The organism is Vibrio sp. Vb0304 (assembly GCF_033338995.1).
In the GTDB taxonomy this organism is placed as follows: domain Bacteria; phylum Pseudomonadota; class Gammaproteobacteria; order Enterobacterales; family Vibrionaceae; genus Vibrio; species Vibrio alginolyticus.
This window is the reverse complement of record NZ_JAWOTT010000016.1, coordinates 68,440-86,125: the sequence shown is the minus strand read 5'-3', so window position 1 is coordinate 86,125 and position 17,686 is coordinate 68,440. Positions and strand designations below refer to the sequence as shown.

Sequence of the window (17,686 nt, the reverse complement as noted above, 5' to 3'; positions counted from 1 at the left end):
GGTTGAAAGCACCGGTCTTGAAAACCGGCATACGTTAATAGCGTATCTAGGGTTCAAATCCCTATCTCTCCGCCACTATTAAGAAGCCTCGCTAGAAATAGCGAGGCTTTTTTCATTTCCGCACATCTTTATTACTCTATCTGTGCTTGCCAAAAATCAATTCCATATGCGATCTACTTTTGGACTAAGTAATATCGGTATCGGTATCGGTATCGGTATTGGTTGTGACGTTTTGATTTTTGCTAAGAAGTGCAGTTGCTTCTAAAGCTGTTCATCCTCATCACTGCATGCTGTCCCGATAAGGTTGTTGGAGATGCTTTGTTAAGGTGTTGAACCATCTATTGCCTTATCGTTCTCTTAAAGCACTACCATTGCTTCTCTAGCCCATTTTACCGGATAGACCGAACAAATAAGCATACTCAAATAGCCACTGTTTCACTGATGTATCTTTTTGTTTTACTCAGTCTAGCGACGCGTGTGCTCTATTGCCTAAATCTAGCTACGTCTTAAAACCATACATCAACAGGCTAAAGTTACGTATTCCTGCATCTTTTAAAATTGTTTTGGATTCTGCTGGAATGACAGGATCAGAGTAGTCAAAAGAGAAGAGGAAAGTGAAACGATAGTGAGTTGCTAGGAAGTTGAGAACTACTTGGGAGCCAATGAATTGGATAAACATATTGATGACTAAGGACTGAAGGGTTAATAGCAGGCAATAAAAAAGCCGACAGGTAAGCTGTCGGCTTGGTTAGGTCATCTTAAGTTAGTCATTCTGTACGAGCGTGAGAGCTTTACGAGAGACTTCGTGAGCAGCTTTGGTTAGATTTTGCTTCTCTAGTGTGTCTGCTAGGAATGCATAGTCAGAGACGTCAGAGCGAAGCTTTAAGGCGATCTCAAAGTGATCCTGGGCTTCTTGCCACTTCTCTTGACGGAAATAGAAGTGCGCTAATGCGCTATGGGCAGCGGCGTTATCCGGTTCTTTCTTCACTACTCCCTCTAAGAAGACCACGACAGGGTGGGTATCTGGCAGATTTAGATCTGGCAGTAGTTGATAAAGCTCTGGGGCTGGTTGTTTTTTTAATGCTTCTTTTAGCACGGTAAAGGCTTCTGCATCAGCTTTTCGTGTGATGAGTTCTCGAGCAAAACAGGCAACGAGGTGTGTGTCTTGTTTCACTTTACGTGAGAGACTATTCCAATGGGAGATTAGCCCTTCGCTACCTTGTTGTTGCGCTACTTCATGGAGTAAGCCGCACTGCGCCTTTTGAATCAGCTCTGCATGTTCTTCTTCCGTGATGAGTTTTGCTTTGGTTAGTTGTGGCAAGAGGTCAATAAGAGGTTGCCACAACTTTAGCTGCATGTACGTTGTTTTCAGCAAGTTCAATACAATAGAGTTACTCGCATACTGACTTTTTAACGATTGCAAGGTATCGAAAGCGGACTCGAACTCGTTGTCGCGGATAAATTGTTTCGCTCGAGTCAGTTCTACTGCGAGATGGGCGTTCTCTTGTTGGCTCGCTAGCTCTAGATAGTGATCTCGTTTTGCTTTATCACCTTGGCCTTGTGCGGCTTCAGACGCAACCAAGTAGCAAAGCAGCGGCATATCGTGATGATTTGCCCAGCGAGTTACTTTCTTCTCAGCACCTTTCCAGTCACCTTCTAGAAGTTTAATAATGCCTTCATTGGTGTATCGGCGGGAATGGCGCATTTTGCGAACACTGAAGTAGTTCCATGTTGTAGAACTAGCATAAACTAACTTCTTAATCAGGTACTCAAGCAGAAAAAGACCTGCGAGTGCAGCGATAACGAAAACCACTAATGTCGTTACGCTCATCTCGATCGTTTTCTCGGCAATGGAGATGAGTACATAGCCTTGCTGACCAGAAAACTGGGTGCCAACAAATAGTCCTGCGCCTAGTACAACAAATAGGAAAATAAGACGAAACATTACTTATCCTCCATGCCTGTCATCGTTGTGACTTCACGACGTAGGCGTTCACGGATGACATCTGATAGTTGAGACTGACTTTGCAGTTTTGTTGGGTATTCCACTTGAATATTTTGCTGACTTAGTAGGTTAACCGTTTTGTTGAACTCTTTAACAGAATTATCGTCTTGGTTGAAGAAAGCTAATGCCCATTTGTCTGCTGTTTTTAGAGACGTGGTGTAAATTTCACCTTGCTCTTGGTACACCGCTTTTATTGCCGTTTCCAATTTGGCTTTGATGTTTTCTTTCAGGTAAAAGTGTTGCTCAGGAGAAAGCAGTGGAATGACGTTACCATCGCGCGTGCGGAAGGTAATGAAGTTTTCTGAAAAGTCCTTCAAAGAGGTCATTAAGTTATCTTGCCAGTTTGCGATATCTTCAGACACTTCAGTGTTTTCTACGGCTTCAGCTTCAGGTAGCAGTGCATTGGCGAGAGGGAGCTTGTCTACTTGCTGTTGTAGGGCAGTTAAGCGTAGTACCAATCCATCACGGTCAATCAGCGGGATAGTGCGAAGTTTGGTGATATCGTTCGCCATTGCTTTACGTAGTTTGACGAGGCTAGGGTCATTCAGTGCTGCAATGCGTTGGTCTGCACTTTCCATCAGTTGAGTCGCGCTTTCTACATCGTGCTCTAAGAACAATTTACGACCAGCTAATTTGACAAGGTAATCGGCTTCCGCTAATAGCCAGTCGTTTGGTCGACGACCTTTCACATCGGCAACGGCGAGCTGTAAGCTTTCAATGCTCTTCTGTTGCTGTCCAAGTACCACTTCCGCTTTGTGTGTCACGGTTGTTGCTTTCTCGATGGTTTCTTCTTGTACCCGGCTGAGTTCTTGCTTCATGGAAGCTTGAGTGCTTTCTAGCTGACTTTTTAGTTGGGCGATCTGCGCTTGGTAATCGGCTTGCTGTTGATGCAGCTTGTACGCGAGGCCACCGCCAAAAATAATCGATAAGATGATAGCGACCGTGCCTAGTTTGACACCGCGTTTGCCTTGTTTTTCTTCAAACTCGACTTTGGTTGGTTCTGCTGTTTTTGGGGGCTCGGCCGCTTGTGGTTGCTCTTTTTTAAGGTCCGCATCCTGCTGCGATGTGGTTTTTTCGACTAGCGGTGCCGATGAGGTTTCTTCGGAAAGGTTTTTATCGTTATTTTTTTGGTCGTTATTTTTACTTGTCATGCCTATATCCTGTGTAGCTAGGGCTGGAGAGCCGCCAGTAATTCTTGGTTGGATGCGCTTCCCGTGCATCTCACGCGAGTGAACCCCCTTTGAATTGCGATGTCAGCGATACGCTGACTGGGGATATACAACTCTTGTTGATTAAGCCAAGTCAATTGCTCCGACGTCAATTGGCTGCACAAATAATCCAGTTGTTCACCACTGGTGACAACAATCTGGTTAATTTGTAGGTTTTTCCATAGTGAGACACAGCTTACTGGATCGAATGGGATGAATTCTCTCTTGTAAGTCTCACTATAGTGAACTTTTGCGCCACGTCTCACCAATGCATCTTTGATCAGCTCTCTTCCGCCGTTACCACGAAGGATAAGAACTTGTTGTTGTGCCACATTGTTGAGCTCTGGTAGTCGCAATAAGTGTTCACTATCACTGACTTGGGGATAGTGTACTTTCTGTTGGGTACATTTGCTTAAATAGTGTGCTGTTTTTTGACCAACGGCAAGGTAAATAGCTTGTTTCGACCATGACATCCCGTTGCTGGCTAAGATTTGCTGTGCACATTGCACTGCATGTCGACTAACAGCGATAACAATTTGAGCTTGATGTAGATGTTTAGAGAGGTGCGTGTCCGTGAGATCGGCGACAATGTCGATCAGAGGATGGTGATATGCGGAAATGCCGTGCCTTTCGAGCAGAGAGCAAAGCGCGTTGCCTTGCTCTCCCGGCCGAGTGACCAACACTGCCATGGTTATTCGTGATCTGCGTACAGCTTAGTTAGGATTTCACGAGCGCCGTTATCTAGCAGCTCATTGGCTAGCTGCACTCCTAATGCTTCGCCGTCTTTACGATGGCCACGAATTTCACCACGCACAATTTCGCTGCCATCTGGTTCGCCAACTAATGCGCGTAGCCAAATGTTGTCGCCGTCTAGCAGGGCATAGCTGCCGATAGGTACCTGACAGCCGCCTTCTAGCGTAAGGTTCATTGCGCGCTCACACAAAACGCGGTCTACGGTGTCTTGGTGGTTAAGTGGCTCAAGCAGCTTAAGCAGTCTTTCATCGTCAAGGCGGCACTCAATACCGACAGCACCTTGCCCTACCGCTGGTAGTGATTGCTCTGGTTCGATAAAGCTACGAATGCGCTCTTCAAGCTTCAATCGTTTGAGGCCAGCCGCAGCAAGAATGATTGCATCATACTCACCCGCATCTAACTTACCAAGGCGAGTGCCCACATTACCGCGAAGCTCTTTGATGATGATGTCCGGACGATATTCTTTCAGTTGGCATTGACGGCGCAAACTGCAAGTACCAACCACGGCACCTTGAGGGAGCTCATCAATGTGGCTATAGGTATTAGAGACGAAGGCATCACGAGGATCTTCACGCTCACAAATGGTCACGAGGCCAAGGCCTTCTGGGAAATCGACGGGTACGTCTTTCATTGAGTGAACGGCGAGGTCTGCACGTCCTTCTAGCATCGCGACTTCAAGCTCTTTTACGAACAAGCCTTTGCCGCCAACTTTTGCTAGTGGTGTATCTAAAATCACGTCACCTTTGGTCACCATGGTTACTAACTCGACTTCCAAGCCTGGGTGAGCGGCTTGAAGGGCGTCTTTAACAAAGTAAGCTTGCCATAAAGCAAGAGGGCTTTTTCGAGTTGCAATGCGAATCGGTGTGGATTGTGTCATGATTTTCTCAATGCTGTTTGGATTTGGGTTTATCCTACCATTCTCATCAAGAAATGCTTACTGTTAGTTCGTTATCTCTGAAGGCTATGAATGGAATTACATGACGTTATGAAAATAGTGTGACTGGATTCTCAATTAGACTAAGGACTATTATTAGTAATAGGTAATAAGAGCGACACTACCGCGCGATTAATTTTGTGACTAAAGTATGGTTTTGTATCCAGAGTGATACGCGGGCGTGAAGCTTTACCCGCACCAATAAAAGTGTTAAATTGATCACGTTTTTAAGCCATTTTGGTTTAAAACGTCAGCAGATTTTCGTGATTGTTCAACCAAGGAATTCCCCTTGCAGGCTTACACCCAAAAAATCATCCAGCGACTAGATAATTTGAATCAGCAGCGAGTTGATCGCGCGCTGGCGCTTATGGATTCGCAAAGCCAGCAAGTCTTCCATTTGATTCCTGCCTTGTTGAACTACAACCATCCTGTAATTCCTGGCTATTATGATGCCGATGTCCCGTTTGGTGTGCATGGGCTTGAACTAAATAGCATTCAGCAACAATTCATAGATGATATTCAACTTGCCATTGGTCAGCCGCTCAAGACGGTAGAAAAGCCCGCTATATTGGGTTTATACACCATGGGCAGTACCTCCTCGATTGGTCAAAGTACTTCCAGTGATTTGGATATTTGGGTGTGTATCTCGCCCGATATGGATTGTGACGAACGCGAGTTATTGACCAATAAATGCTTACTCATCACGGATTGGGCACAAAGCAAAGGCGTGGAAGCGAACTTTTTCTTAATGGATAAAGAGCGCTTTAGAAGCAATCATTCTGAGGAGATGACAGGTGATAACTGTGGTTCATCTCAGCACTTACTTTTGCTAGATGAATTCTATCGTAGTGCGGTGCGTATTGCCGGACAGCGTTTGTTATGGCAAATCGTGCCGCCAGAAATGGAAGAGTGTTACGACGAGTACGTTTCTCAACTGTGCAGTGATGGTTACATCGACTGTAGTGAATGGATCGACTTTGGTAAATTGAACTGCATTCCTGCTGAAGAATACTTCGGCTCGAACTTGTGGCAGTTATACAAAAGCATCGACTCTCCCTACAAATCGGTATTAAAAGCCATCTTGCTAGAAGCTTACTCGTGGGAATACCCGCATACTCAATTGTTAAGTATCGACACTAAGCGTCGTTTCTTTGCCCATGAGCCTGACCTCTATGGCATGGATGCGTACTACTTAATGTTGGAAAAAGTAACCCGTTACCTAGAGCGAATTCAAGACGATACACGTTTGGATTTGGTGCGTCGCTGTTTCTATCTCAAAACCCATGAAAAACTATCTCGTGAGCCGAATATTGGCTCAGTAGCTTGGCGTCGTGAAGCACTGAGCGATATGATTGCAAAATGGAATTGGGATGCCAGTGTCGTTGCAGAGCTCGATGACCGCCGTAATTGGAAGGTTGAACAAGTAAAGGTGGTACATCATGCATTGCTGGATGCGTTGATGCAAAGCTACCGTAACTTGATTCAATTTGCGCGTCGTAACGACATCACTTCTGCTATCAGTCCGCAAGACATCAGTATTTTGGCCCGTAAACTCTACGCGGCTTTTGAAGTATTGCCGGGCAAAGTAACGTTACTAAACCCACAGATTTCACCTGATCTGCACGAGCCTGACTTGAGCTTTATCGAAGTGAAAAAAGGGGGGGTAAACAAGTCTGGTTGGTACCTCTATAAACAACCGCTTATTGCGCACCGCATTTTGGGGCAACCATATCTAGAGCATCATGAATACTTGAGTAAGTTGGTTGCTTGGGCATTCTTCAATGGCTTGATCACTGAATCGACTCGTTTACATGCCGTGGTACGTGAAGCGCAGCTAGATATTGATAAGTTTTACCAAATGGTGAGTGACTTACGAAATACTTTTGCGTTGCGTAAGCGTCGTCCATCTATGCAGGCGCTAGCGAGTCCTTGTGAAATAAGCCAGCTTGCGATGTTCATCAACTTCGAAAATGATCCGACGTCTGAACTTTCTGGTCGTTCGCTGAAAGTGGATGTTAAGAACACCGATATTTTTAGCTTTGGTCCAGAACATAAAAATTTAGTCGGCAGTGTTGACCTTGTTTACCGTAACTCTTGGCATGAAGTGCGTACGCTGCATTTCAAAGGGGAAACGGCGATGCTGGATGCACTGAAAACCATTTTGGGCAAAATGCACCAAGATGCGTTGCCACCAGAATCAGTGGATGTGTTCTGCTATGCGAAGAACATGCGTGGTGTGATGCGTAATATGGTTTACCAGCTTTTAGCTGAATGTATCGACTTACGCTTGAAACCAGTAGAGCAAGAGAAACGTCGCCGCTTTAAAGCGATGCGTCTTGGTAACCAGACTTATGGGTTGTTCTTTGAACGTCGTGGTGTGTCGGTGCAGAAGCTAGAAAATTCCATCGATTTCTACCGCAGCATTTCCACTAACAAACTCAAAGGCTCGCCGCTGTTAATGCTCGATCGTGAGCAAGAATATCAAATGCCTGAGGCGGTGGATGGGTTTGCCAGTGAAGGTCTAGTGCAGTTCTTCTTTGAAGATAACGAAGATGGCTTCAATATTTATGTGTTGGATGAGTCAAATCAAGTGGAAGTGTATCACCAATTTAGTGGCTCCAAAGATGAAATGATTTCGTCTGTAAACAGTTTCTACACGTCGGTAAAAGACGATAGTCGCGTCGCGTCGAAGTTTATTAACTTTAACCTGCCTCAGTACTATCAAATTATTCACCCTGAAGAGGGGAATGCGTATATCATTCCTTACCGTAATGACGGTTGTTCACCGAGTCGCCCGACCAAAACTGTGAATGCGTAATTAAACCCGTATCAATAAACAAAAAGAGCACTTCGGTGCTCTTTTTGTTTTGGTGACGATTGACCAGAATTATGCCCAATCAATGGTTTCGCCTGCGTGCTTTTCACACTCTTGCTTCACCATTTCAAATAGCTCCATACCCGTTTTTGAGCAGGTCCATTTACCTTCAATAAGCTTGAAGTGGAAACCACCAGATTTGGACGCTAGCCAGATCTCATGCATCGGCTCTTGGCGATTAATGATGATTTGGCTGCGGTCTTCAAATTCCAATGTCATTACGTTGCCAGTGACTTCGTAATCAATGTCTGCGCCTGAATCATCGATGGATTCTTCGATGATTTGCATCTGCGCATCCACCAGTTGATGAAATTCAGTATCGTTCATCCGTCTATCCTATTGCTTTTCCTGAGTGTGGTGCGATTATAGGGGGCATTGATTCAATAATCACGATATGCGAAATGAAAAAATTAGTTACTGTGTTGTTTGTGATGGTTGCCGCGACCTTAGCGGGGTGTGGTCAGTCTGGCTCACTATACATTCCAGATGACACTCAACAGAATGAGCAATCACAATAAATAACCGCACCTTAGGGTGAAATTAGGGTTCAGCAGTCGAATAAAATAAGGGAAGCGAATTTTGGATTACTTCAACTATCAGGATGATGGCCAGCTTTGGGCCGAAGACGTCCCACTTCAAGCTCTTGCAGAGCAATATGGCACTCCTCTTTACGTATATTCTCGAGCCACGCTAGAGCGCCATTGGAAGGCGTTTGATAGTGCTGTGGGTCAGCATCCTCACCTGGTTTGCTACGCGGTGAAAGCCAACTCAAACTTAGGCGTATTGAACACGCTAGCGCGTTTGGGATCGGGTTTTGACATCGTGTCGGGTGGTGAACTTGAGCGTGTGATTGCCGCAGGCGGTGATCCGAAAAAAGTCGTTTTCTCTGGTGTTGGTAAAACACCGGCAGAGATGAAGCGCGCTCTTGAGCTAGGTATCAAATGTTTCAACGTTGAATCTGAGCCAGAGCTAGAACGTTTGAACAAGGTTGCGGGTGAGCTTGGTGTGATTGCGCCAATTTCTCTGCGTATCAATCCAGATGTCGACGCGAAAACACACCCTTACATTTCGACTGGTCTTCGCGACAATAAATTCGGCATTGCGTTTGATCGTGCGCCAGATGTTTATAAATTCGCGCAAAGCCTGCCGAACTTGAATGTGCAAGGCATCGACTGCCACATTGGTTCTCAGCTGACCAATATAGACCCATTTATCGACGCGACAGACCGTTTATTGGCCCTGATTGATGATTTAAAAGCGCAGGGCATTAACATTCGTCACCTTGACGTCGGCGGTGGTTTGGGTGTGGTCTATCGTGATGAATTACCACCTCAGCCTTCTGATTACGCCAAAGCGTTACTAGGCCGTCTTGAAAATCACCAAGACTTGGAGCTGATCTTTGAGCCAGGCCGTGCAATTGCTGCGAACGCAGGTATATTGCTAACGCGTGTTGAGTTTTTAAAACATACTGAGCATAAAAACTTTGCGATTATCGACGCTGCAATGAACGACTTGATGCGTCCTGCGCTATACCAAGCATGGCAAGATATTGTGCCAGTTTCACCGCGAAAGGGTGAAGCTCAGACTTACGACTTGGTTGGTCCTATTTGTGAAACCGGCGACTTCTTGGGTAAAGATCGCGCACTCGTTTTGCAAGAAGGTGATCTACTCGCGGTTCGTTCAGCAGGTGCCTATGGTTTTGTGATGTCTTCGAACTACAATACTCGTACCCGAGCAGCAGAAGTGATGGTGGACGGTAAACAAAGCCACTTAGTTCGCCAGCGTGAGGAGCTGACCAGTTTGTGGCAGCTGGAACAGATTCTACCGGAGTAACACACAACAAATGCATTTCCACTTTTCCAAAATGCACGGTTTGGGCAACGACTTCATGGTCGTCGACTGTATTACCCAGAACGTGTTTTTCTCGCAAGACCTGATCCGCCGCTTGGCGGATCGTCATACTGGCGTTGGTTTTGACCAATTGCTTGTGGTAGAGGCCCCTTACGACCCTGAAACCGACTTCCATTATCGGATTTTTAATGCCGATGGTAGTGAAGTTGAACAGTGTGGTAACGGTGCACGCTGTTTTGCCCGCTTTGTTCGCTTGAAGGGACTGACCAATAAATACAGCATCAGCGTGAGCACCAAGAAAGGAAAGATGATTCTCAACATCGAAGATGATGGGGAAGTGACGGTCAACATGGGCGTACCAGAGTTTGAACCGAACAAAATTCCTTTCAAAGCGAAGCAAAAAGAGAAAACTTACATCATGCGAGCAGGCGACAATACCTTGTTTTGTGGTGCTGTGAGCATGGGTAACCCGCACGTAGTGACCGTGGTCGACGATGTGGATACGGCAGAAGTGGAAACTCTCGGTCCGCTGCTCGAGTCGCATGAGCGTTTCCCAGAGCGCGTCAACGCTGGCTTTATGCAGGTGATGAGTCGTGACCATATTCGTCTTCGAGTTTACGAGCGAGGCGCAGGAGAGACACAAGCTTGTGGTAGTGGTGCATGCGCGGCAGTCGCGGTTGGGATTCTGCAGGGCTTGTTGGATGAAAACGTTAAGGTTTCTCTACCTGGTGGTGAATTGCGAATTGCATGGCAAGGCCCTGGCAAGCCGTTGTTTATGACCGGACCTACAACGCATGTATTTGATGGTCAATTATCTTGCTAGTTGAAGAAAAAGGAAACGGTTTGTCTCAAGTAGAAGCAGATGCCTTAACGGCTGAAGTAGTGGCAGAGTACCTCAAAGATCATCCAGACTTTTTTGTGCAACGTCCGGAGCTTGTGGATCGTTTATCTTTCCCACACTCAGACTTAGGCGCGGTATCTTTGGTACACATCCAAATGAATCGCCAACGTCAGCGCATTGAAGAGTTAGAGGAAGAGATCACTACACTAATGTCGCTTGCGGCGAACAATGATCGCACCTTTTACGAATTTATGGATTTGCAGGGGCAGATTCTAAAGTGTGGTGACTTTAAACAAGTCATTCATTCTATCGAAGAGAAAGCCAAAACATTGGGCTTACGTGCGTTTGTTCGATTGTTTAGTCAATGCGACGCATCGATTCAATTGAGTAAGGAAAGTTATCAACGCTTTGCGACCACTCACTTAAATGGCAAAGATGCGTACTTAGGACGTCTTCGCAAAGTGGATCGTGAAGCTTTGTTTGGCAACATGGAAGTGCCGGAAATGGGGTCCTATGTGGTACTGCCGCTCGTGAAACAGCAAACACTGGGCGTGCTTGCTTTTTCTAGTGAAGATGGCGGCCATTTTCAGCCAGATATGGATACCTTGTTTTTGCGTCACCTATCATTAGTAGTGGCACATCTCGCTCAAACACTGGTATGGCAAAGTTACGATGACGACAACTCCCAACACTCCTCTGCCAAATAGTCTGCAAAAGCCTCTTGAGCGCTTCTATGAATTCTTACGAAGCGAAAAGGGGCTTAGCCTACATACTCAGCGCAATTACAAACAGCAGCTAGAAACTATGGCGCAGCACTTAGCTGAAATGGGGCTCAAAGATTGGTCTCAAGTGGATGCTGGTTGGGTGCGCCAATTAGCAGGTAAGGGCATGCGAGAAGGCATGAAAGCCAGCAGTTTGGCAACGCGACTCTCATCGCTACGTAGCTTTTTCGATTTCCTTATTCTGCGTGGCGAGATGTCGGCTAACCCAGCCAAAGGGGTTTCAGCACCTCGCAAAAAACGCCCGTTGCCCAAAAACCTCGATGTTGACGAAGTGAGCCAATTACTTGAAGTCAACGAGGACGACCCGTTGGCTGTGCGCGATCGCGCCATGATGGAGCTGATGTACGGCGCCGGTTTACGTTTGGCTGAGTTGGTGGGTGTGGATGTACGTGATGTACAACTGCGTAGTGGTGAGCTTCGTGTTATTGGTAAAGGCGATAAAGAACGTAAAGTGCCGTTCTCTGGGATGGCAACCGAGTGGGTCGGGAAGTGGTTACGCGTTCGTGGTGATTTAGCCGCTCCAGGTGAGCCCGCCTTGTTTGTATCTAAGCTTGGAACGCGTATTTCGCATCGTAGCGTGCAAAAGCGCATGGCTGAATGGGGGCAGAAACAGTCTGTCGCAAGCCATATTAGTCCGCATAAATTGCGTCACTCATTTGCGACACATATGCTCGAATCAAGCAATAACTTACGTGCGGTGCAGGAGCTTTTAGGGCACGAGAACATTTCGACGACCCAAATCTACACGCACTTGGATTTCCAACATTTGGCGCAAGCCTACGACCAAGCCCATCCACGCGCACGTAAAAAGAACGGGGAGTGAGCCGAAGTATGAAATTTTATCGCCGTATCGAGCCTATTAAGGCAATGACCTTTGACCTAGATGATACCCTCTATGACAACTATCCTGTGATCGTTCGCATGGAGCGTGAGTTGCTATCTTGGCTCAAGCACCATCATCCAGCGGTTGCTCATATGAACAAAGCGGATTGGTTTGCTCTCAAGCAGCGTGTTGTGCAGCAACAACCCGAGCTGAAGAGCGATGTCACTTTATGGCGTTTAGTGCAACTTCAGCAAGCCTTCTCCCAAGTAGGCTACGACGAAGACGCAGCACATGCCGCCGCGAAAGCCGCAGTAGACGTTGCGTTGGACTGGCGTAGCCGTTTTGAAGTGCCGCAGCAAAGCCTCGATGTACTGGAGGAACTCGCGCAGCACATCCCGTTGGTAGCAATCACCAACGGTAATGTGGATTTAGACCGCATCGGTCTTACGCCTTATTTCCAACAGGTACTTAAAGCAGGACCAGATGGATTGGCGAAACCCGCAACCGATATGTTTACTAAAGCGAAGCGATTCTTGGATATTCCTGCGGAGAATATTCTGCATGTCGGTGATCATCTAACCACGGATGTGCATGGTGCAAAGTTGGCTGGTTTTGCAGCCTGTTGGTTTAATGATATGAATAAAAATGTCATTAACCATTCAAAAACACGTACTTTACCTGATATTGAAATCAATAGTTTGCAGCCGTTACTCACACTTTTTTAATTGCTTTCGCATTAATCCATTCTAATCTCATTTTGTGTCTAGAAAAGCAGCGCAAAGCCACGTAAATTATTCTCTATTAAATAAAAATAGTAACGCCACACGTCGTGGTGAAGATAGTGTTACGGCAGTGGTAGGTCCATGCGAGCTTTTTCAAAACTGGTTCACGATGTCAGTCAACTGAATGACTTTTTAGTCACTTTTCCGACTTCCTCAGATAAACAATATTTAGTACAAATATTGTCGACGCAATCGCGCGAAATTACGACCACACTTGCAGACGCCGTTTTGTCGTCGCTGCCGAATGCTCATGTTATGGGGCATAGTACGCGTAATGTGATTCTGGAAGGGGAGATATTTACCTCTGGTTGCCTAGTGAGTGTGATTGAATTTGAGCAAACCACGCTGACTTCTGCGGTACAAACATACTCTTACTCCCCTGACATTGATGGCGGGGAACTCAAGCGCTCTCTTCTAATGCAGCATAATTCACAGGTGATCCTCAGCTTTGCTGTGCAAATTGAACGACGTGACTATCCCTTGTTTCAAACCTTCGCCAGTGAAGAAGTAGTGATTTCTGGAGGGTTGGCGCAGAGTATTGACGATGGCTGCTGGGTGCTATATCAAAACCGAGTTTACGATAACGCTGTGGTTGCCGTAGCTTTGCACAGTGATACTTTGAAGCTATGGACTGATGCGTATTCGGAATGGAACCCGATTGGCATGCCACACAAAGTCACTCATGCAAAAGGAACGCGCTTGTATTGTTTAGGTGAGAAGAAAGCGCTGGACGTATACAAGCGTTACTTGGCGGATGGCCATGACGTGACGCTGAGTCAACTGCTCAGCTTTCCATTGTATCGAGAAAGCTTAGGGCGAAAGGAAGTTTGTACGGTAACGGAGCTACACGCTGATGGCAGTATGAGCTTCGACAGGCCCTGGTGTCTTGGTGACGAAGTGCAATTTTGCTATAACCATCCCTCGTTAACGCTCGAGCAAGTGCGGCATGGTGTGGTTGAGTTAGCCATGCACCAACCTGAAGTCGTGATGATTTTTAACTGCGCGTCACGGTTAGACTTTATTGACAGCAGCGACGAAGTCCAAGCCTTCAAAGATATTGCGACGACGTTTGGTAGTTACTGTATGGGGGAACTGCATGGTGGTATTGGTCAGCCCGAAATTCTCCATCACAGCCTGACGTATTTAGCGATGCGAGAGGGAGACGAAGTGCAAACATTGAACTTGCCTAAGTCGCCCGTTAGCTCCTCTATTTCACCGCTGTTTAGCTTGATTCGAAATGCGATCGGCGATCTCAACCATATGAACGCGCATATGGGATATCAACTCGATCGCCAAACGCGCAAGTTACAAGAAAGCTATCGACGCGACAGTCGCACGGGATTACAAAACCGGGTCGCATTGCAAGAGCGGCTGAGTAACATCGATTTGGATGAGCATTTGTTGACTCTAAAGCTACTTAACTTTAGTCATATCAACGAAAAATACGGCTACCGAGTGGGAGATCAATTACTCAAAGATCTCTCAATGCACTTTACGAATCGACTACGAAAGCGTTTCGGCATGCCAACGGCTTTGCAGCTTTATAGTATTGGGGTTGGTGAATGGGCGTTCATATTTAAAGCTGATCAAAGCAGCGAGACCATCAAACAGCACTTTACGCGTTTTGCTGACGCGGTAGAACAAACTAATTTTGAGCCAATTGGCCTACGTGAAATAGATTATCTTTCTATCTCGCTATGCGGCGGCTTAGTGAGTCGTCGAGACTTTCCATCCGCTTCAGTAGATGAGCTCTTACTCAAAGGCATCGAAGCGAGGCGCTCCGGTGTACGCAGTAATACCCATATCTGTAATGCGAAAGATATTGAAGTCAGTGAGGATGTGCGTAAAGAGCAACTTGGATGGCTAAGTTGCGTCAGTAGAGCCATTCTCAAACAGAATATCATCACTTATAGCCAACCTATTGTGCATGCGAGTAGCCACAAATTGGCAAGCCAAGAATGTTTGGTTCGTATTCTGGAAGCCGATGGAACGGTGATTGCGCCAGGACGTTTTCTGCCAATTATCTCTGATACGCATCTTTACACTCGACTAAGTCGGCACATGATTCATTCTACGTTGCATTATATGCGAGATAAGCAAGGTGACTTTTCTATAAACTTATCGCCGCAAGATTTGCTCAGTGATAAAACTTTAATGCTTTTAGAGCATGAAATTAGCCAGCTAAATGACCCAAGGCGAATTGGTTTAGAAGTGCTGGAATCTGAGCAGATCAAAGACTACGGCCGAATGATAGAAGTGTGCAGTCATTTTAGAAGCTTAGGGGCGCGTATCATTGTTGATGACTTTGGGTCCGGTTATTCGAATATCGATGAAATCCTAAAGTTGGAGCCAGAAGTCATAAAGCTCGATGGCAGCTTGATTCGTGATATTGATAAAGACTTAAAACAGCGCAAGATCGCTTCCCAGTTGGTGCGTTTGTGCCAGGTGTTTAACGCGGAGACGGTGGCGGAGTTCGTCCACAATCAGGAGGTGTGTACCATTGCACAAGACATGGGGGTGGACTATTTGCAGGGTTACTATCTTGGCAAGCCGACTCGACTGTTTTAATGATGTTTCACGTGAAACTTCTTGTCGTAAAAAACGCAGCGTAGGCTGCGTTTTTTGTTTGGTTCTTCTACTGAGCTTAATGGTTAACGCTTAAGAGCGTGTCCACTCTTTTCAGCTTGGAACAGAGCGAGGTAATGGGCAAAAAAGCGCTGCATTTGTTGTTGGTTGTTTTGTTCTCCAAGTTGCCCGAGCAAATGTGCAGCGACTTCAAACGTACACAAATTACCTTGTTGTTGGTTGCGTCGCAGCTGATATTGTGAGTCCGCCGACGCAGACAATCCCATAGTAGGGATACCTTCTAACCAACGGCTCTTATTGATCATCTTGCGCGCCTCTTGCCAGGTGGCATCTAAAATAATAAACAGCGGAGTTTTGGTTTGTTGCTGGCTTTGGAGTACCACATGTTCGAGTGTGATACTTTCTTCACAGGGGAAGAGCAACACCGGATACCGCGACGGATCAGCTAATAGAGTGAGCAATTCTGCTGGTGGCTGTTTGCGATCCCAGATTACTCGCTCAATGTTGAGTTGGCACTGCTCTAGTAGCTGGCCGGTATTAGTATCACGCTTCAGTTCATTCGGATGCATTAACAGCAGGATGTTGTGCTCACTGGTAAGTTTCGGCATTAGCGAGCACATACAATTGAATTGAAAACCGCAGGTTGGACACGGTTGTGACATTACAGACGAACTCCTTCGCGCACCGGGCTTATCCCATCAGAGAACAGACGCACACCACTGACTTGGTTCGGCGTTGCCGTTGGTGCCATGCTTGGGTTGAGTGGGTAGCTAACCCCAGTGTATTGCATCACGTGTTGAGCCGCTTTAGCTCCGCCACCGCTGACATTAAAAATCAGATCTCGCCAACCATGAGAGGTTTGTTGGCCGAGCATAATCGGGCTTTGCACTAGTGTAATGCGGCTATTAAATCGCCATTCCTTTTCGTGATGTTCAAATATCAGCAATGTACAGCCTCCGGAACCACACCAATCCAACTGTACCAATAGCTCTTCGTTACCATCGCTGTTGAGGTCGTAAGTTAGCCAACGGTATTGGTTATTGTTGGGGGTGGTTTGATGGATAAAGAAGTAGTTGCGCACCGCGGCATCTACTTTTGAATCAAACTCTGCACTAGAAGGGACGTCAGCACTACCGATGGGGTTGTTGGTGCGTTTTTCGGCTGGTTGCATGATGCCTTCATCACGAACGGTGGCAGGATAAAGGACTAAACCACCATCGGCGATTGGGTATACTAAGTTACCGACTTTTTCTTTGGTCGCTTTGAGCTGATTGCCTTCTCGAGTAAACAGTCGCTCTGACATTAGCCTTTGCTGTTGATGATGCGTCATGACAACTTGAACCTGAGACGGACTTAACTGTTGCCAGTAACCACGCTCGATTAATGGTGCTTGTCCATTGGCGTAACGGTATTTTGTTGTGGCGCTGTGGTCTGGGTTTAAGGTCATTTGTACTTCAAAGCCTTGTGATTGGGTTGAGGTCGCGACATAGGTATTAGCCCAGCCAAGCGTTGCATCGACGTTTGCAGCCATACCACAACCTTGATACGTCTCGCCATCATGTTTTAGTGTTGCTTTCCAGCCATATAAAGAATCGCTCATTGTGTCTGAGCAGAGGTTTTCTGTTAAGCGAAGCTCACCACCTTGCAGTTGATAAGTGCGCTGGCGAGGTTGAAGCTGACTGCTGTTAATCGCTAATTTTGTGGTTTGTTTGCCGATTTGCTGGAATGTTAGTCCATTAGCCTCAAAGCTTGCCGACCAAGAAGGCTCATTACCAAACACGCGAGTTGGTTTGTTTGGTTGCTGACAACGGTATGGGTTTTCCGTTGTGAGGAAGTTCACTTGTTCCACTACAAAGTTAGCATCGAAATCAGCAGAAAACCCATCGATGCCCGGTGGGTTGAGGTGGCCGATAACCTCGCCATACATAGTCTGGTAAGGCTCGTTATTTAACTGAATTGCTCGTTGCATTTGCTGTGGTGATAGTTGCAACCAATATTGCTTGTCGCTGCCACAAGGCATGATGTATTGGCTCTCGTGACCGACGATCACTTTTCCGCGTAGCATAAAAGTTTGAGGTTGAATGGTTTCAGGCTTATCTAAGGTTGCTGGTGGAGAGGTTGGGTCAGCAGCACCAGATTGTGGCGGCTGTGAACTACATGCTTGCAGAACCAGCAGGGTGGCAAGCGCCACTGGGTTTTTCAAAGCCTTCATGTTATATCTTCCTCATTATTGTTACTCAATCGGC

Annotated in this window: 15 protein-coding genes; 8 read left to right on the top strand and 7 right to left on the bottom strand. The window is 46.4% G+C overall.

The annotated features are described in order from the left end of the window. Window positions 1–763 precede the first annotated feature (763 nt). The 4 genes from R7P35_RS17600 to hemC are packed head-to-tail and all read right to left on the bottom strand — an operon-like array spanning window position 764 to window position 4,843. Window positions 764–1,945 carry a heme biosynthesis protein HemY gene (locus tag R7P35_RS17600; protein ID WP_042523916.1) on the bottom strand — a complete coding sequence of 394 codons (1,182 nt, stop codon included), beginning with the start codon at window positions 1,943–1,945 and terminating at the stop codon, window positions 764–766. Further along, complete coding sequence (locus tag R7P35_RS17595; RefSeq protein WP_005378751.1) at window positions 1,945–3,156, bottom strand: uroporphyrinogen-III C-methyltransferase; 1,212 nt, start codon at window positions 3,154–3,156, stop codon at window positions 1,945–1,947. Before R7P35_RS17595 ends, R7P35_RS17600 begins: the two co-directional genes overlap by 1 nt. Before the next feature lie 17 nt (window positions 3,157–3,173). After that, the gene (locus tag R7P35_RS17590) at window positions 3,174–3,902 is read right to left on the bottom strand and encodes a uroporphyrinogen-III synthase (protein ID WP_042523918.1); all 729 of its coding nucleotides are present in this window, start codon (window positions 3,900–3,902) and stop codon (window positions 3,174–3,176) included. A 2-nt stretch (window positions 3,903–3,904) separates the two neighbouring features. Further along, window positions 3,905–4,843 carry a hydroxymethylbilane synthase gene (gene hemC / locus R7P35_RS17585; protein ID WP_033907277.1) on the bottom strand — a complete coding sequence of 313 codons (939 nt, stop codon included), beginning with the start codon at window positions 4,841–4,843 and terminating at the stop codon, window positions 3,905–3,907. 346 nt (window positions 4,844–5,189) lie between these two features. Here hemC and R7P35_RS17580 point away from each other — a divergent pair, with 346 nt between their 5' ends. Then, window positions 5,190–7,718 (top strand): class I adenylate cyclase, encoded by a 2,529-nt coding sequence (locus tag R7P35_RS17580; RefSeq protein ID WP_042523920.1) that lies wholly within the window; start codon window positions 5,190–5,192, stop codon window positions 7,716–7,718. Between the two features lie 69 nt (window positions 7,719–7,787). Here the strand turns inward: R7P35_RS17580 and cyaY are convergent, their stop codons facing one another. Beyond that, window positions 7,788–8,102, bottom strand: coding sequence for an iron donor protein CyaY (gene cyaY, locus R7P35_RS17575; protein ID WP_042523922.1), 315 nt, complete (start codon window positions 8,100–8,102; stop codon window positions 7,788–7,790). A gap of 74 nt (window positions 8,103–8,176) precedes the next feature. On the opposite strand from cyaY, the gene lptM reads away from it, so the two are divergent. The 7 genes from lptM to R7P35_RS17540 all read left to right on the top strand — a co-directional run bounded on the left by lptM (window position 8,177) and on the right by R7P35_RS17540 (window position 15,422). Then, the gene (lptM, locus tag R7P35_RS26590; protein WP_005378746.1) at window positions 8,177–8,293 is read left to right on the top strand and encodes an LPS translocon maturation chaperone LptM; all 117 of its coding nucleotides are present in this window, start codon (window positions 8,177–8,179) and stop codon (window positions 8,291–8,293) included. A gap of 61 nt (window positions 8,294–8,354) precedes the next feature. After that, complete coding sequence (gene lysA / locus R7P35_RS17565) at window positions 8,355–9,608, top strand: diaminopimelate decarboxylase (protein WP_005378745.1); 1,254 nt, start codon at window positions 8,355–8,357, stop codon at window positions 9,606–9,608. A 10-nt stretch (window positions 9,609–9,618) separates the two neighbouring features. Further along, a complete protein-coding gene (dapF, locus tag R7P35_RS17560) occupies window positions 9,619–10,449 on the top strand; it encodes a diaminopimelate epimerase (protein ID WP_005378744.1) in 831 nt (276 codons plus the stop codon). After that, window positions 10,443–11,174 carry a DUF484 family protein gene (locus R7P35_RS17555; protein WP_025768160.1) on the top strand — a complete coding sequence of 244 codons (732 nt, stop codon included), beginning with the start codon at window positions 10,443–10,445 and terminating at the stop codon, window positions 11,172–11,174. Before dapF ends, R7P35_RS17555 begins: the two co-directional genes overlap by 7 nt. Further along, the gene (xerC, locus tag R7P35_RS17550) at window positions 11,140–12,072 is read left to right on the top strand and encodes a tyrosine recombinase XerC (protein ID WP_005378742.1); all 933 of its coding nucleotides are present in this window, start codon (window positions 11,140–11,142) and stop codon (window positions 12,070–12,072) included. Before R7P35_RS17555 ends, xerC begins: the two co-directional genes overlap by 35 nt. Window positions 12,073–12,080: 8 nt before the next feature. Continuing rightward, window positions 12,081–12,797, top strand: coding sequence for a 5-amino-6-(5-phospho-D-ribitylamino)uracil phosphatase YigB (yigB, locus tag R7P35_RS17545; protein WP_005378741.1), 717 nt, complete (start codon window positions 12,081–12,083; stop codon window positions 12,795–12,797). 138 nt (window positions 12,798–12,935) lie between these two features. Further along, window positions 12,936–15,422, top strand: a complete 2,487-nt coding sequence (locus R7P35_RS17540; RefSeq protein WP_042523924.1) for an EAL domain-containing protein — start codon at window positions 12,936–12,938, stop codon at window positions 15,420–15,422. Window positions 15,423–15,505: 83 nt separating this feature from the next. Here R7P35_RS17540 and R7P35_RS17535 read toward each other — a convergent pair whose 3' ends face one another. Then, window positions 15,506–16,102, bottom strand: a complete 597-nt coding sequence (locus R7P35_RS17535) for a tRNA-uridine aminocarboxypropyltransferase (RefSeq protein WP_042523926.1) — start codon at window positions 16,100–16,102, stop codon at window positions 15,506–15,508. After that, on the bottom strand, window positions 16,102–17,652 hold the full coding sequence (locus R7P35_RS17530; RefSeq protein WP_318092412.1) for a hypothetical protein: 1,551 nt from the start codon (window positions 17,650–17,652) through the stop codon (window positions 16,102–16,104). Before R7P35_RS17530 ends, R7P35_RS17535 begins: the two co-directional genes overlap by 1 nt. Window positions 17,653–17,686 lie beyond the last annotated feature (34 nt).

Coding starts and splice junctions, on each gene's coding strand:
- R7P35_RS17530 (WP_318092412.1), bottom strand. CDS start 17,652: ATGAAGGCTTTGAAAAACCCAGTGGCGCTTGCCACCCTGCTGGTTCTG.
- xerC (WP_005378742.1), top strand. CDS start 11,140: ATGACGACAACTCCCAACACTCCTCTGCCAAATAGTCTGCAAAAGCCT.
- yigB (WP_005378741.1), top strand. CDS start 12,081: ATGAAATTTTATCGCCGTATCGAGCCTATTAAGGCAATGACCTTTGAC.
- R7P35_RS17540 (WP_042523924.1), top strand. CDS start 12,936: ATGCGAGCTTTTTCAAAACTGGTTCACGATGTCAGTCAACTGAATGAC.
- R7P35_RS17535 (WP_042523926.1), bottom strand. CDS start 16,102: ATGTCACAACCGTGTCCAACCTGCGGTTTTCAATTCAATTGTATGTGC.
- lptM (WP_005378746.1), top strand. CDS start 8,177: ATGAAAAAATTAGTTACTGTGTTGTTTGTGATGGTTGCCGCGACCTTA.
- R7P35_RS17600 (WP_042523916.1), bottom strand. CDS start 1,945: ATGTTTCGTCTTATTTTCCTATTTGTTGTACTAGGCGCAGGACTATTT.
- cyaY (WP_042523922.1), bottom strand. CDS start 8,102: ATGAACGATACTGAATTTCATCAACTGGTGGATGCGCAGATGCAAATC.
- R7P35_RS17595 (WP_005378751.1), bottom strand. CDS start 3,156: ATGACAAGTAAAAATAACGACCAAAAAAATAACGATAAAAACCTTTCC.
- R7P35_RS17590 (WP_042523918.1), bottom strand. CDS start 3,902: ATGGCAGTGTTGGTCACTCGGCCGGGAGAGCAAGGCAACGCGCTTTGC.
- dapF (WP_005378744.1), top strand. CDS start 9,619: ATGCATTTCCACTTTTCCAAAATGCACGGTTTGGGCAACGACTTCATG.
- hemC (WP_033907277.1), bottom strand. CDS start 4,843: ATGACACAATCCACACCGATTCGCATTGCAACTCGAAAAAGCCCTCTT.